Raw genomic sequence first — 15072 nt, forward strand, 5'->3', positions numbered from 1 at the left:
AAGCCTTGCATCTGGGCTCGTCTCGACCGCCTTGTAGCGGGCGACCGGATGTTTCTTCTGTCGATTGGTCGAATTGTTGTATGCTGAAACTTACTTGATTTCAGGTGGTTAACACTCCTATGTGTTGACCTGAATGGGAATCTGTGCGAAAAAAGTGAATCATTTTATGTTTTTGCACAACTCGAAGGAGGAGGGATGTCCAGCGAAACCGGTCAGCAGCTTACCGAGCTTCTGCTCTCTCTAGTTCCCGCCGATGGTACCAGTGTTGGCAACAAGGCCTTAGAACGGCAGTTTCATGAGGTCGCCAAACAGCAGAATCACACCCTCTTTGATGGCGAGTTCGAACGTCTGCGTGAAGGGTTGATTGAGCAGGGCACCTTACTTCGCGGCAAGGGACGCGGCGGCTCGGTGCGCCTGGCCAACCCGACGGCCGAATTCAGTCTGCAGATCCAGGAGAAGCCGCCGGAAACCGAAACGCTCAAACCTGCCCCGTCAAAGACCCCTGCGGCAAAGGCCAGCAAAAAAGCGAAAAAAACGACCGAAAAGACCCAGGTCATCCCCTACCGTCACCTCGATAACCGCAAGAACAATCCCGAAGTCGGCATGGTCACCCCGGTGACCGACCCGGCAACCCCACCGACCACCTGGAGCTACGACCCCCACCTTGACCCGGCCCTGCAGTTCGATGTTGGTCGTTCGGCCATCGAGAAGCTGATCGACGACGCCCTCGACTCCGGCGATCAGGAGATGATGCGCACAGCCCTTGAAGAGCTGAAGCGATTGCAGGCCCCCTACCTCAACTGGACCGGCAAGGCCGAACGCACCAGCTTCGAGGTCGATACCGTCTCGCTGCACGTTCACGAGCGCATCGACCCGATGAGCATCCTCTCGGCGGTGCGCAAGCAGTTGCGCGACCGCAAAGGCCAGAAGGTCGAGACGATGGTGCAGGCCGGGCTGTTCGAGGCCCCCTTCGAGAGCGTCCCTTTTCGCGAGGCGGTCGATTTCTACCGCCACGAGCGCGGCTGGGCCAACCGCCTGGTGGCGGGCGATTCGCTGCTGGTGATGAACTCGCTGCTGCAGAAGGAGAGCATGGCCGGGCAGGTGCAGATGATCTACATCGACCCGCCCTACGGCATCAAGTACGGCTCTAACTTTCAGCCTTTTGTCGGCAAGCGCGACGTCAAGGACCGCAAGGACGAAGACCTGACCCAGGAACCGGAGATGATCAAGGCCTTCCGCGATACCTGGGAGCTGGGGATTCACTCCTACCTGACCTACCTGCGCGACCGGCTGCTGCTGGCGAAGGAGCTGTTGAGTGAATCGGGGAGTGTGTTTGTGCAGATTTCTGATGAGAATGTTCATTTTGTCAGAAACCTATTGGGTGAAATTTTTGGCGAAGAAAATTTTGTCGCACAAATTGCCTACAAGACATCTGTTGGTTTGGGGTCTTCCTTTCTCGACCGTGTCAACGACTATGTGGTGTGGTTTGGGAAAAACACAAAACAACTGAAGTATAGACAGCTTTACGTGCCTCTAGAGCTTGGCGAGGAAGGTGCGACAAGATACTCATATGCGCAGCTGCCCGATGGGAAGGTTGTACCAACAAGCGAAATCGAGGAATCTACAGCTGATGGAGTAAGATTTTTTACAGACCAGGGCCTTACTAGTCGCACCGGCAGCGAGGGAACGAGTTTCCCCGTTGAATATCAAGGCGTCGTTTCATCGCCAACTGCAGGCGGGTGGAGAACTGGCCAAGAGGGTATGCGGAGGGTTGGGCGGGCAAGTCGAATTCTTACTACCGGCAAAGGTAAACTTCGGTTCAAAAAGTACTTTGATGACTTTGGTGCAATTGCTTATACCAACTTTTGGGCTGATACCGGCGGTGGAATTCAAAGCCGAACAGATCCAAAAATATATGCGGTTCAAACAGCGACGACCATCATTGAACGTTGCCTCCTCATGACCACCGACCCCGGCGACCTGGTGCTCGACCCGACCTGCGGTTCGGGCACCACCGCCTATGTCGCCGAGAAGTGGGGCCGGCGCTGGATCACCTGCGACACCTCGCGGGTGGCGGTGACCCTGGCCAAGCAGCGGCTGATGACCGCCAGTTTCGATTACTACGAGCTGAAGTATCCCCACGAAGGGCTCAAGGGGGGCTTCATCTACAAGACCGTCCCTCACATCACCCTCAAGTCGATCGCCAACAATCCGGAGATCGATGAAATCTACGAGCGGATGCACCCGGCGATTGAAGCGGTGCTGGCGGAGTTGAACAACGCCCTCACCCCAACCCCTCTCCCAAAGGGCGAGGGGCTAAAGGAATGGGAGGTTCCTTTCGAGTTTCCCGACGACTGGCCGGCGGCGGCGCAAGTTCCTTTTGACACCTTCCATAAGGCCCGGCAGGCGATGCAGCAGCAGATGGATGCCTCCATCGCTACCCACGCCGACCAGGAGATTCTCTACGACCAGCCGCAGCCGGACCGCAACAAGCTGCGCATCACCGGGCCGTTCACCGTTGAGGCGGTCCCCTTCCCCACCGTCCTCTCCCTCGACGAGGCGAAACCGGCAGAGGAAGCCGATGTCGCCATCGCCCGTTCGGGGGAATCGTCCCGTCAGCACCAGTGGCGCGACGAGCTGCTGAAGACCGGCATTCGCGGCAAGGGCGGGCAGCTGCTCAGGTTTGCCGAGCTGGAGTCGCTGCCGGGGACCGAATACCTGCACGCCAGCGGTCATCTCGACAGCGGCGAGCGGGTGGTGGTTTCCTTCGGCCCCGAACACGCGGCGCTGGAACAGCGCCAGGTCGAGCTGGCCTTGCGCGAGGCGGGCGAGCTTTTCCCGCTGCCGCAGATGATCGTCTACTGCGCCTTCACCTTCGACCCCGAGGCGGCCAAGGATATCGACCAGCTCAAGGGGATCACCGCCCTCAAGGCGCAGATGAACACCGACCTGCTCACCGAAGACCTGAAGAAGGGGCGCGCCAGCAACCAGAGTTTCTGGCTGATGGGCCAGCCCGATGTCGAGGTGCGCCGGCGCAAGGACGGCCAGTTTGAGGTCGAGGTGAACGGCTTTGACTACTTTGACACCAAGAAGGGGGAGCTGGTCTCCGGCGGCAAGGGGAAGATCGCCATGTGGCTGCTCGACACCGATTACGACGAGCGCTCCCTCTTCCCGCGCCAGGTCTTCTTCCCTATGGCCGGCAAGAAGGATGGCTGGCATAAACTGAAGAAAAACATCCGCGCCGAACTGAACGAAGAGTTGCTCGGCCAATACCACAGCACCGTCTCCCTCCCCTTCGATGTCGGCGACAACCGCAAGGTGGCTGTGAAGATCATCGATGATCGGGGGATCGAGAGTTTGAAGATACTTGCGTTGGAGGAATAAGTGATGCGAATAGAATCCATTCGACTGAAAAATTTCCGCGCATTCAGAGATGTAACCCTCAAGGACATTCCGGGGTTTTGTGTGCTGGTCGGGGCCAATGGCACGGGGAAAAGCACCCTGTTTTCTGTTTTGGGGTTCCTCCGTGATGCCATGGAGACCAACGTCACAGCGGCGCTTGGGCGCTTGGGAGGAAGTCGTGGTTTTCAGGAGGTGAGAACCAGGGGTTGCGATGGCCCGATCGAGATCGAACTGAAGCTCAGGGCCAATCTGGGGCGTCGGTCGTCCACACTCATAACCTATTTTCTCTCGCTCGACGAGAAAAATGGCAGACCGGTTGTCGCCAGAGAGATACTTAAATATCGCCGTGGTAGCGGCGGACAACCTTGGCATTTTCTCGATTTCAATTATGGCAAAGGTGAGGCCGTTACCAACGAATTGGAAAAAGTCGATGACGTCAGAATGCTGGAGCGTGAGTCGCAGACTTTAAAAAGTCCCGACATTCTTGCGATTAAAGGGCTGGCACAGTTTGAACGGTTCCCTGCCGTGGTGGCCTTAGGAAACCTTATCGAAAATTGGCATTTGTCTGATTTTCATATCAGCAAGGCAAGGCCGGAGCAAGAGACCGGCTACGCAGAGCATCTCTCTCGCGAAGGGGAGAACCTTTCGCTGGTCATCGATTTTCTTTACAGGCACCATCCTGAGGTTTTTTCCACACTCAAGGAGAAACTGAAAAGCAGAGTACCCGGCATCACCAATATTGAGGCGAAGCCGACCGAGGAGGGTCGCATCCTGTTGAAATTTCAGGACGGTGCATTTGAGGACCCAATTCTGGCACGGTTTGTTTCGGATGGGACGATTAAGATGCTCGCCTATTTGACGCTTCTTTACGATCCCAATCCGCACCCCCTGCTTTGCGTAGAGGAGCCTGAAAACCAGCTGTATCCTTCGCTCCTCTGGGAGTTGGCGGAAGAGTTTAGAGCCTATTCGGCCCGTGGGAGCCAGGTTTTCGTTTCAACCCACTCGCCCGATTTTTTAAATGCCGTCGAGTTGGACGAGGTTTTCTGGCTGGAAAAAGAGGATGGATTTACAAAGGTTCATCGAGCAAAAGATGACGAGCAGCTTGCCGCGTTTATGGCTGAGGGGGACCAGATGGGTTATTTGTGGAAAGAAGGATTGTTTCGGGGGGCCAATCCAAAGTGATAACACTCGTATTTCTGCTCGAGGAACCCTCTGCGCAAGATGCACTGGAGGGGATCTTGCCCAGAATTTTGCCTCCTGAAGTCCACACCGAATACCTGGTGTTTGAAGGGAAGCAGGATCTGGAAAAACGGATGACGCGAAAACTGCGTGCCTGGTTGAGACCAAACAGCCTCTTTGTCGTTTTACGCGACCAGGATAGCGGGGACTGCAAGGTGATCAAGGCCGGCCTTATCGAGCGGTGTCGAGACGCAGAGAGAGAGGCTCTTGTTCGAATTGCCTGCCGTGAATTAGAAGCTTGGTTTGTTGGTGAGCTTGAAGCGGTTGGTGAGGCTTTTGACCAGCCGAATATTGGCAAGCAGGCTCAGAAAGCTAAATTCCGCACACCCGACAACCTTGGTAGTCCAGTCAAAGAACTCAGACGGTTTATCCCGACCTATCAGAAGAGAGATGGCGCTCGGAAAATTGGGCACTACCTGGACCCCAGTCGGAATCGTTCACGCAGCTTTCAGGTCTTTGTTGAGGGCGTGCAGCGTCTGGTTCAAGGAGCTGTCAAGTGAGCCAGCCGAAGTCTCTCATTATCAACTCACCTTACGAGGTTCCCGCTCAGTACTGGCAGCAGGCTCGTGACGGCTCGTTAGCTCTGGTTCCGGAGCGCCGCCCGGCGGGGTACGAGATTTTCGACATCCGCAACAATACCCGCCGTGTCGAGCCGCTGACGCTGGTCAACAGTATCCGCGAGCGGGTCGATGCCTGGCGTACAGCCGATTATCCCGGTGTCACCAGTGTGACGCGGCGCCTCCTGGAGCATTGGTGTGACCGCAGCGTCCGGGATTACCCCTTCTACTTCTGCCAGCTTGAGGCGATAGAGACCCTGATCTGGTGGGTCGAAGCTGTACCGGAGTTCAAGCAGGGCATCCATATCCCCGGCGACGAGGGACCATGGAAGAGGATTTGCAACAAGATGGCGACCGGCAGCGGTAAGACCACGGTGATGGCGATGATCATCACCTGGCAGACCCTGAACGCCCTGACCTATCCGAAACGCAACAAGGACTACTCCCGCGCCATCTTCATCGTCGCTCCCGGCATCACGGTCAAGGAGCGCCTGAGGGTCCTCTATCCAGGAGAGCCGGACAATGTTTACGACCTGTTCAGCCTCTGCCCCTCTGAAGCGCTGCGCCAGAAGCTGAACCAGGTTGAATTGCTGATAGAGAACTGGCACACCCTGATGCCGTTGAAAGAGACGAAACGTTCGGTGGTGAAGAAAGGGGCGGAAAGCGACGAGGCATTCATCCGCCGGGTTCTCGGCAAGCTTTCCGGCTACAAGGATCTGGTCATCATCAACGACGAGGCACACCATGCCTATCGCGTGCCGGCCGAGGCCAAGATCAGCAAGAAGCACGCAGCCGAGCAGGGGATTGATCTGGACGAAGCAACCCGCTGGATCGAAGGGCTCGACCGGATTCACAAGACCCGGAGGATTCAGCGCTGTTTCGATCTTTCGGCGACGCCATTTGCGCCGACCGGCAAAGCGAGCAGCGAAGCCGGGCTGTTCACATGGATTGTTTCGGACTTCGGCCTGAACGATGCCATTGAGGCGGGCTTGGTCAAGACTCCGCGGGTTGTGGTGCGGGATGATGCCCTGCCGAGTGCCAAGGATTACCGCTCGAAGCTTTATCATATCTACCGCGAGGCCGATGTCGCAGAGGACCTCAACCGAAAGGCGGAGCCTCACGAGTCACTGCCCAAGCTGGTTCAGGATGCCTACACGCTGTTGGGGGCCGATTGGCGTGAGGCCGCTCAGCAGTGGGCGGCCGCCGGCCACAGTTCTCCGCCAGTCATGTTGACAGTCTGTAACCGGACCGAGACAGCTGCGCGGATCGAGTATTATTTCAACCAGGGAGACGCACACTGGCCGGAAATGCACGCTCCCAACCGGACGCTGCGGGTCGATTCCAAGGTGCTCGAAAAAGCAGAAAGGGGCGAAAGCGCTACGAGCAACAAGGTCTACGAGGCGCGTCTCAAAGAGATTGTTGAAGCGACAGATATCCCGGCAACCCGCAAGGCGCAACTGCTGCAGCTCAAGAAAGAGGCCTTGCTACGTGAGATTATCGACAATGTCGGTAAACGCGGGGCTGCGGGTCAAGACCTGCAGAAAGTCATCTCCGTTGCCATGCTCTCCGAAGGTTGGGATGCCAAGAATGTAACCCATATCATGGGGCTGCGAGCCTTTACCAGCCAGCTGCTCTGCGAGCAGGTGATCGGCCGCGGCCTGCGTCGGGTCAACTATGATACGGAAATGGTCATGGGCGCCGATGGCATTGAGCGTGAACTTTTTCGGCCCGAGTACGTCAATGTCTTCGGTGTGCCACTCTCCATTTTCCAGGATGTTGGTGAAAGTAGCGAGGCGCCACCACCGCCCAAACCGAGCACCCAGATCGAATCGCTTCCGGAACGAACAAATTGCGAGATCCGCTGGCCAAATGTTTTGCGCATTGATCGGGTTGTACGCCCAGTTCTGAGTGTAGATTGGAAGAGTGTCGAGGTGCTGACGCTCGACCCGGCACAGACTCCCATCTCTGCCGAGCTGGCACCTGCTGTGGGTGGGGTTGCCGATTTGAGCAAAGTCAGCAAGATCGACCTCGAAGCCTTGCCAGAGGGTTTTCGTCTGCAGCGCCTGACTTTCCTTGCCGCCCGCAAGGCTTTCGCCGCAATGCGTGAAGGGTTCGACGGTGGACAGGAGTATCTTGTTTTCCAGTTGATCCGTCTGGTGGAAGAGTTTCTTGAATCTGATCGTTTAGAGATCCCCTCACTGTTCCACCAGGATCCCCTGCGAAAGCGTATCCTCTACGCGCTCAACATTGATCAGGTCGTGCAGCACCTGCTGCGCTTTATCCACGAGCAGAATCAGGAGCGACTTGAGCCGGTCTTCGATGAAGAATCCCCTATCGGGTCGACCGCCTACATGCGGACCTGGTACACAACCAAAAACTGCTACCCAACGCAAAAATCCCAGATCAGCCACATGGTCGGCGATAGCGCCTGGGAGAAGCATGCCTCCGACCTTTTCGAGATGAGTGATAAGGTGCTCGCTTACGCCAAGAACGATCATCTCGGCTTCCAGCTTCATTATCTCTGGAAAGGTTCAAAGCGGAAATATGTGCCGGATTTCTTGATCCGCCTGTCGAATGGCAAGACGCTGGTGCTGGAGATAAAGGGGCAGGACTCCGCTCAGAACAAGGCCAAGCGGGAGGCTCTCGATGTCTGGGTGAAAGCCATCAATGGCAAAGGCGGCTTTGGCTCCTGGTGTTGGGATGTGGTTCTGGAACCTCATCAAATCCAAGATGTGCTGTCGAAGCACCAAATCTAAGTGTTACCAAGAAAACGGGCTGCACCCCGCTATCGGGGATGCTGCCCGTTTTCTTGCGGGCAGTTGAAGTAATCAGTCCGCCTCACCCTCCTCATCCTCCAGTTCGTTGTCGAACTCGTCCTCGGTCTTTTTCTTGCCGAAGAAACGCGCCACCCAGATACCGATTTCGTAGAGGATGACAAAGGGCAGCGCCAGGGCGGTCTGGGAGAAGACATCGGGCGGGGTGAGCACGGCGCCGATGACGAAGCCGATCACCAGCGCGTACTTGCGCTTGGCGGCCAGCCACTTGTAGTCGACGATGCCGATGCGTGCGAGGAAGAAAATGATGATCGGCAGTTCAAACACCACGCCGAAGGCGAACAGCAGCTTGGTGGCGAAGGAAAGATAGCCGCCCATCGACAGCATCGGTGCCAGGCTACCCTTCAGGCCGAAGCCGATCAGGAAGGTGAAGATGCGCGGGAAGACGAAGAAGAAGCCGAAGTAAGTACCGACGCCGAAGCAGAGACAGCTGGCGAGGACGAAAGGAATCGCCAGCCGTTTCTCGTTGCTGTAGAGTCCGGGGGCAATGAAGGCCCAGACCTGCCAGAAGATGATCGGCAGGGCGACCAGGAAACCGGCCAGGGCGCCGAGTTTCATGTAGGTGAAGAAGGGCTCGGTGGCATTGATGAAGACCAGCGAGCTGCCTTCCGGCAGGGCGGTCTTCACCGGCGTGGCGATGTAGCCGAACAGCTGTTCGGCAAAGCTGTAGCAACCGAGAAAAGCTACGAACCAGGCAACGGCGGATATCGTCAGGCGCTTGCGCAGTTCTTCAAGATGGGCCATCAGCGGCAATTGTTCTTCAGCCACGCTGCTCATCCTTGTTTTCGCTGTCCTGCGCGTCATCCAGTTCGGCATTGGCCGAATCGTCCCGCAACGCGTCCTCCCCGTCGGCCTCTTCCGTGGTCGGCCCGGCCAGCGGTCCGACCCCTTCCTGCGGCTCGCGTTCGGCCTCGGTTTTCACCCCGGTGTAGTAGGGGCCGGGTTCTTCCTCGGCGCTGTCGGGGGGCTGCAGTTTGCCGCCGTCGAGAATCTGCCGGCGCAGCTCGTCGGTACGTGTTTCCTCCTGGATGGTATGCTTGAATTCGTCGGTTGCTTTCTTGAATTCATTCATGGCCCGCCCCATGGCGCGGGCGATATCGGGGAGTTTTTTCGGGCCGATGACCATCAGCGCGATGGCGAGAATCATCAGCAGCTCGGGGAAGCCGATTCCAAACATGTCGTATAGTCCTGGTTGAGAGTCGGTTGAGAATAGCCGCAATCAGGGGGCAAGTCAAGGATGTGAAAGGTGCTTAACGGTTTGACATAGCAGGACTTTTCCACTAGACTGCGCCCCTGTGCCGTTTACGGAATCTTCAAATGGAAGATTAAGAAGGATCGTCATGACTGAGCAAGAGATCAAAGAGGAAATTCGCCGTCTGTGTGATGAGCGCGACGCCCTGCTGCTGGCGCACAACTATCAACGCGACGAAGTCCAGGAAATAGCCGACATCACCGGGGATTCCCTCGGCCTGTCGATGGAGGCGGCGGCCACCGACAAGCAGGTGATCGTTTTCTGCGGGGTCCATTTCATGGCCGAGAGCGCCGCCATCCTTGCCCCGCAGAAGACCGTGCTGCTGCCGCGTGCCGATTCCGGCTGTCCGATGGCCGACATGGTCACTGCCGAGGGGCTGCGCGACCTGAAGCGGCAGCATCCCGATGCCACCGTGGTCACTTACGTCAATTCCTCCGCGGCGGTCAAGGCCGAAAGCGATATCTGCTGCACCTCCTCCAACGCCGTCAACGTGGCCCGCTCACTCAAGACGAAAAAACTGCTGCTGGTGCCCGATCGCAATCTCGGCCGCTACATCGCCTCGCACCTGCCGGACAAGGAATGCATCTGCTGGGAGGGTTATTGCCCGACCCACGACCGGCTCAAGGTTGCCGATATCGAGCAGGCCCGCGCCGACCACCCGGATGCCCTGTTTATGGCCCACCCCGAGTGCGCCCCCGAAATTCTCGAGCTGGCCGACCATATCTGTTCGACCAGCGGCATGTACGACTATGCTCGCAGCAGTGAAGCCCGCAAGTTCATCGTCGGCACCGAGATGGGCATTCTCTACCGGCTGCGCAAGGAGAACCCGGGCAAGGAGTTCATCCTGCCGAGCCAGGCGCTGATCTGCCCGAACATGAAACTGACCAATCTTGAGGATATTCTCTGGGCGCTGCAGACCCTTGAGCCGCGCATCACGGTGGCTGAGGAGATTCGGGTGCGGGCGAAAAAGGCGTTGGACAGGATGCTGGCAGTCCCCCGCGATTAGGGTACGAGGACGGCTGAAAAGCACTCATCTGCGTCGTTGTCCTTGGCCTCCGCTGCGGAGCGGGTTTACAACTTCAGAATAATTCCAGGGCGTGCCGGACACGCCCTTTTTTACTTGAGTTGCTCTCGTAGCGCCGGGGACGTACAGTATGCCGGTTTCCAGTCGGCGCCTGTCCGTGCCATTTGCGGTTTGACTTTCTTGGCGGGCTTGGCGTCTTGAGTGAGCGCAGCGAACGAGCGGCGAGATTTTCACAGCACTTCTATAACATCATGACCCAGGACCCATCCCAGGATATCCAGCACGCCACCATCCGCAGCATTGTCGAGCAGTGCGCCGCCTCGACCGGCCGTGCCGAGGTGATCGGTCTGCACGGCAGTGCCGGGACGCATCTGCTGGCGCGGCTGCTGGCGGAAGCGGCGCGGCCGCTGGTGGTGGTGGCGCCCGACCAGAAGCAGGCGACGCGGCTGGCGCAGGATCTCGCCTGTTACCATGGCCGACCCGGGGAGATCGGCCAGTTGCCGGCCTGGGAGATGCGGCCCTACGACGCCTTGACGCCGCATCCCGAGGTCGAGGCGACGCGGCTGGCGACCCTGGCGCGTCTCGCCTCCGGTCAGCTGCGGGCGGTGGTGCTGCCGGTGCAGTCGCTGCTGCAGAAACTGATTCCGCGACAGGTTCTGGTCCAACTCAGCGAATGCTTCGAGCTGGATATCGAATATCCCCGTGATCAGCTGCTGACGCGCCTTGGTGAACTCGGTTACCAGTCGGTGCCGTTGGTTGAGGATCGAGGTACCTTCTCGGTGCGCGGTGACATTCTCGACCTGTTCCCGCCGAGCGGCGAACGGCCCTTGAGGCTCGAATTCTTCGGTGACACGCTGGAAAAGATTCGTCCCTTCGATCCGGCCAGTCAGCGCTCCCTGCCGGAGTCCTGTTCCCGGGTCGAACTGCAGCCGGCACGCGAGCTGGTTCTTGCCGGGGAGCATCTGGACTGTTTTCTGGCCCGGCTCAAGGATCGCTGCGATGAGCTCGGACTGCCCCGGTCGGTGAGGGAGACCGTTGCCGACGAGGCGCGCGAAGGTCTGCTCGCGCCCGGTCGCAGTTTCCTGCTGCCGCTCAACTATGCGCGGCTCGATACCCTCTTCGACTACGTCGACGATGCCCGCTGGGTGCTGGTCGATCCGCCGGCGGTCGAGCAGGGAGCGGACGCTTTCGCCGGGGAGGTGCGCGACGGTGAGGTCGCGGCTGCCCGGCGCGGGGAACCCTATGTCGCGGCCGGGAGTCTCTATCTCACGCCGGAAGAACTGGAACAGCAGCTCAGTCTGCGGCCGCGGCTTGAGTTCTCCAGCCTGCAGGTCTACCGGCTGGAGGATGATCATCCCCTGTTCCGGGTCGATGCTCAGGGAAACGGCGACCTGCGGGCCGATCTGCAGCAGCCGGACGGTGGTCTGGCGAAGCTGGTCGAACGGTTCAGTTCCTGGCGGCAGGGCGGCTGGCGGATTCTGCTGGTCTGTCATACCCGCGGCCAGGCGGAACGGCTTGCCGACCTGCTGGCGCCCTACGGTCTCAACCTGCCCGCCGATCCCCCGCCCTTTTCCACCCTGCCCGACGCCGGTGAACTGCAGCTGGTACGCGGGGACCTTGCGTCCGGTTTCCGCCTGCCGCTGGAAAAGCTGGTGGTGATCACCGAGGAGGAGTTGTTCGGTCGCCGTGTTCGGCGTCGGCGCAGCAACGAAGAGCGCGCCAGGGCGCTGCTCTCCTCGCTGGCGGAACTGAAAAATGGCGATCTGGTGGTGCATGCCGACCATGGTATCGGCCGCTACCATGGGCTTGAACACCTGCAGCTCGGTCCGGTCGAGGGAGATTTCCTCCATCTTGAATATGCCGGAGCCGACAAGCTCTTCCTGCCGATCGACCGGATCGAAAAGGTACAGAAATATGTCGGGGGCGAAGGGGGAGAGCCGAAGCTGGACAAGATGGGTGGTCAGGGCTGGGAAAAGGCCCGTCTGCGGGCCCGCGCCATGGTCGAGGAACTGGCCCGTGAACTGCTGCAGATCTATGCCCGCCGGGAACTGGCCGGTGGTTATCGCTACAGCCCGCCGGACCGCCTGTACCGGGAATTCGAGGCCGCCTTCCCCTACGAGGAAACCCCCGATCAGCTGGCCGCCATCGAAGATGTGCTGGCGGACATGACCGGTGAGAAGACCATGGACCGTCTGGTCTGCGGGGATGTCGGCTACGGCAAGACCGAGGTCGCCATCCGCGCCGCCTTCAAGGCGGTTCTTGACAGTCGTCAGGTGGCGATGCTGGTGCCGACCACGGTTCTGGCCCAGCAGCATCTGGTTTCCTTCCGTGAGCGGCTCAGGGATTTTCCGGTGACGGTGGAGATGGTCTCCCGCTTCGTCCCGCCGGCGCGGCAGAAGGAGGTTCTGCAGCGTGCCGCGGAGGGCCGGGTCGACATCCTGATCGGCACCCACCGATTGCTGCAGCGTGATGTCCGTTTCAAGGACCTGGGCCTGGTTATCATCGACGAGGAACAACGCTTCGGTGTCACCCACAAAGAGCGGTTGAAAAAACTGCGTGCCGAGGTCGATGTGCTGACCCTGACCGCCACTCCGATTCCGCGGACCCTGCACCTGTCGATGGCCGGTCTGCGCGATCTGTCGATTATCGAGACGGCGCCGGTCGACCGGTTGGCGATCCGCACCTATGTCACCCGTTTCGACGAGGAGCTGGTCAGTGAGGCAATCCGCCGCGAACTGCGGCGCGGCGGGCAGGTCTTCTTTGTCCACAACCGGGTGCAGAATATCGAGCCGATGGCCGACTACCTGCGCAACCTGGTGCCGGAGGCGAAGATCGCCGTCGGTCATGGCCAGCTCGGGGAGAAAGAGCTGGAAAAGGTGATGATCGATTTCATCGAGGGGCGCAGCAACGTGCTGGTCTGTTCGACCATCATCGAGAGCGGTCTCGATATCTCGCGCGCCAACACCATCATTATCAACCGTGCCGACTGTTTCGGTCTCGCCCAGCTTTACCAGTTGCGCGGCCGGGTCGGACGGTCGAAACAGCGTGCCTACGCCTACCTGTTGATCCCCGGTGAGGGAGCGTTGACCCGGCAGGCGCGCGAACGGCTCAAGGTGCTGCAGGATCTGACCGAACTCGGTGCCGGATTTCGCATCGCCAGCCATGATCTTGAGCTGCGTGGGGCCGGCGACCTGCTCGGCGCCCGCCAGGCCGGACAGATCGCCGCCGTCGGCTTCGAGATGTACACTGAACTGCTGCAGGAGACCATCGCCGAGCTGCAGGGCCGCGAGCATCGCCCGCAGGTTGACCCGGAAATTCGTCTCGGGCTTTCGGCCTACCTGCCGGAAAGCTATGTTTCCGACCCCAACCAGCGGCTGGTTCTTTATCGCGCCATGGCCGGTGCCGACGCGGAGGAGGATCTTTATGCCCTGGCCGATGAACTGCGCGACCGTTACGGGGGAATCCCCGACCCGGCGTCCCTGCTGCTGGAGGTGATGCGCCTGCGGGTGCTGCTCAAGCAGCTCTGGATCGAGCAGGCCGAATATGACGGTCGACGACTGGTCTGCGCTTTTCATGCCCAGACCCCGGTGCCGCCGGAAAAGATTCTCGGCCTGTTGCGGCAACCCGACCGCTACCAGTTTTCTCCGGACTATCGGCTCACCGTGCACTGTGGTAAAATCGCCGGCCGGGAGTTGCTGGAGATGGCCAGAAATGAATTGCGGCGCCTGCTCTGAGCATGGTAGCCTGCCGCGCAGAGATGAAAGTTTTCCGCGTTTTCAACAGGTTATTATTCTTTTCAATACTTCTCGCGATGCTGCTGAGTGGTTGTCGGGAAGAGGGACCAGGGCGCTCGCCGGTGCTGTTGCGGGTTGACGGACGCGAGGTTACGCTGGCACGGTTCAATCGCTCCTTCGAGCGGACGCTGCCCGGAGAAGAGCAGCTCAGCCCGGAACAGCGGCGGACGTTGCGGCGCAGCTACCTGGGGCAGGTTGTCGACCGGGAGTTGGCGCTGGCCGAAGCCGACCGGCTGGATGTCGTGGTGACGCCGAGTGAGGTGGAACAGGCGCTGGAGGAAACGACCTCCGATTATACCCCGCAGGAGTTTGAGCGACAGCTGCGGGAACAGGACCTGAGCCGTGATGACTGGCGGCGCCGGCTGGCCGAAGGGTTGCGCATCGAAAAGGTGATCGCGCTGGCGGCCTATTCCGGGGTGCGGGTGTCTGAAAGCGAGGTCGCCGCTTATTATAAAAACCACCGCGACCAGTTCAATCGCCCGCAACAGGTTCGGGCGCGGCAACTGGTGGTTGCCGAACGGGAAACGGGTGAACGGTTGCTCGGTCGGTTGCGCCAGGGGGAGGATTTTGCCGACCTGGCGCGTCGCTATTCCCTCTCCCCGGATGGTGAACAGGGTGGGGAGTTGGGCTGGTTCGCCCGCGGCCAGATGCCGCCGGAATTCGATGCCGTGGTTTTTAAGTTGGCGGTCGGCCGTATCAGCGGCCTGGTCAAGAGCCCCTACGGCTATCACCTCTTCCTGGTTGAGGAGCGGCGTCCGGCGAAGAAGCTCAAGCTCGAAGAAGCGGCTCCGGAGATCCGAAAAGAGTTGCAGCGCGATGCGGAGCAACGGGCCTACCAGACCTGGCTCGTCAATCTGCGCAAGCGGGCCGAGATCGAAGTCAACCTGGATTTGCTGGATGAAACTGACGGCGACTGACGGGATACTGCCCGCGCCGCCGGTACGTCCCGCGTATTGAACCCGAACATGAA

Annotated in this window: 9 protein-coding genes; 7 read left to right on the forward strand and 2 right to left on the reverse strand. The window is 59.4% G+C overall.

The genetic code is table 11. The annotated features are described in order from the left end of the window. Positions 1-195: 195 nt before the first annotated feature. The 4 genes from C2E25_RS07580 to C2E25_RS07595 are packed head-to-tail and all read left to right on the forward strand — an operon-like array spanning position 196 to position 7954. A complete protein-coding gene (locus tag C2E25_RS07580; protein WP_103115158.1) occupies positions 196-3384 on the forward strand; it encodes a site-specific DNA-methyltransferase in 3189 nt (1062 codons plus the stop codon). A gap of 3 nt (positions 3385-3387) precedes the next feature. Then, a complete protein-coding gene (locus C2E25_RS07585) occupies positions 3388-4584 on the forward strand; it encodes an AAA family ATPase (RefSeq protein ID WP_103115159.1) in 1197 nt (398 codons plus the stop codon). After that, entirely contained in the window at positions 4581-5141 is a 561-nt protein-coding gene (locus tag C2E25_RS07590; protein ID WP_103115160.1) for a DUF4276 family protein, read from the forward strand. The genes C2E25_RS07585 and C2E25_RS07590 overlap by 4 nt, the downstream gene beginning before the upstream one ends. Next, positions 5138-7954, forward strand: coding sequence for a BPTD_3080 family restriction endonuclease (locus tag C2E25_RS07595; protein WP_103115161.1), 2817 nt, complete (start codon positions 5138-5140; stop codon positions 7952-7954). The genes C2E25_RS07590 and C2E25_RS07595 overlap by 4 nt, the downstream gene beginning before the upstream one ends. Before the next feature lie 72 nt (positions 7955-8026). Here C2E25_RS07595 and tatC read toward each other — a convergent pair whose 3' ends face one another. Together tatC and tatB are read right to left on the reverse strand one after the other, a co-directional pair. After that, a complete protein-coding gene (tatC, locus tag C2E25_RS07600; protein WP_233189369.1) occupies positions 8027-8800 on the reverse strand; it encodes a twin-arginine translocase subunit TatC in 774 nt (257 codons plus the stop codon). Continuing rightward, positions 8793-9209 (reverse strand): Sec-independent protein translocase protein TatB, encoded by a 417-nt coding sequence (gene tatB / locus C2E25_RS18095; RefSeq protein ID WP_199177379.1) that lies wholly within the window; start codon positions 9207-9209, stop codon positions 8793-8795. Before tatB ends, tatC begins: the two co-directional genes overlap by 8 nt. Before the next feature lie 163 nt (positions 9210-9372). On the opposite strand from tatB, the gene nadA reads away from it, so the two are divergent. The 3 genes from nadA to C2E25_RS07620 all read left to right on the forward strand — a co-directional run bounded on the left by nadA (position 9373) and on the right by C2E25_RS07620 (position 15019). Continuing rightward, complete coding sequence (gene nadA, locus C2E25_RS07610; RefSeq protein ID WP_103115163.1) at positions 9373-10290, forward strand: quinolinate synthase NadA; 918 nt, start codon at positions 9373-9375, stop codon at positions 10288-10290. 269 nt (positions 10291-10559) lie between these two features. Further along, positions 10560-14042, forward strand: coding sequence for a transcription-repair coupling factor (gene mfd / locus C2E25_RS07615; protein ID WP_103115164.1), 3483 nt, complete (start codon positions 10560-10562; stop codon positions 14040-14042). Positions 14043-14065: 23 nt separating this feature from the next. Next, a complete protein-coding gene (locus C2E25_RS07620; protein WP_158247184.1) occupies positions 14066-15019 on the forward strand; it encodes a peptidylprolyl isomerase in 954 nt (317 codons plus the stop codon). The last annotated feature ends 53 nt before the right edge of the window (positions 15020-15072 follow it).

It is taken from the genome of Geothermobacter hydrogeniphilus (assembly GCF_002898515.1).
Lineage (GTDB): Bacteria > Desulfobacterota > Desulfuromonadia > Desulfuromonadales > Geothermobacteraceae > Geothermobacter_A.

Bases quoted from the DNA above. Each gene is read 5' to 3' on its own strand.
- C2E25_RS07580 (WP_103115158.1), top strand. From the start codon at position 196: ATGTCCAGCGAAACCGGTCAGCAGCTTACCGAGCTTCTGCTCTCTCTA.
- C2E25_RS07585 (WP_103115159.1), top strand. From the start codon at position 3,388: ATGCGAATAGAATCCATTCGACTGAAAAATTTCCGCGCATTCAGAGAT.
- tatB (WP_199177379.1), bottom strand. From the start codon at position 9,209: ATGTTTGGAATCGGCTTCCCCGAGCTGCTGATGATTCTCGCCATCGCG.
- nadA (WP_103115163.1), top strand. From the start codon at position 9,373: ATGACTGAGCAAGAGATCAAAGAGGAAATTCGCCGTCTGTGTGATGAG.
- mfd (WP_103115164.1), top strand. From the start codon at position 10,560: ATGACCCAGGACCCATCCCAGGATATCCAGCACGCCACCATCCGCAGC.
- C2E25_RS07620 (WP_158247184.1), top strand. From the start codon at position 14,066: ATGAAAGTTTTCCGCGTTTTCAACAGGTTATTATTCTTTTCAATACTT.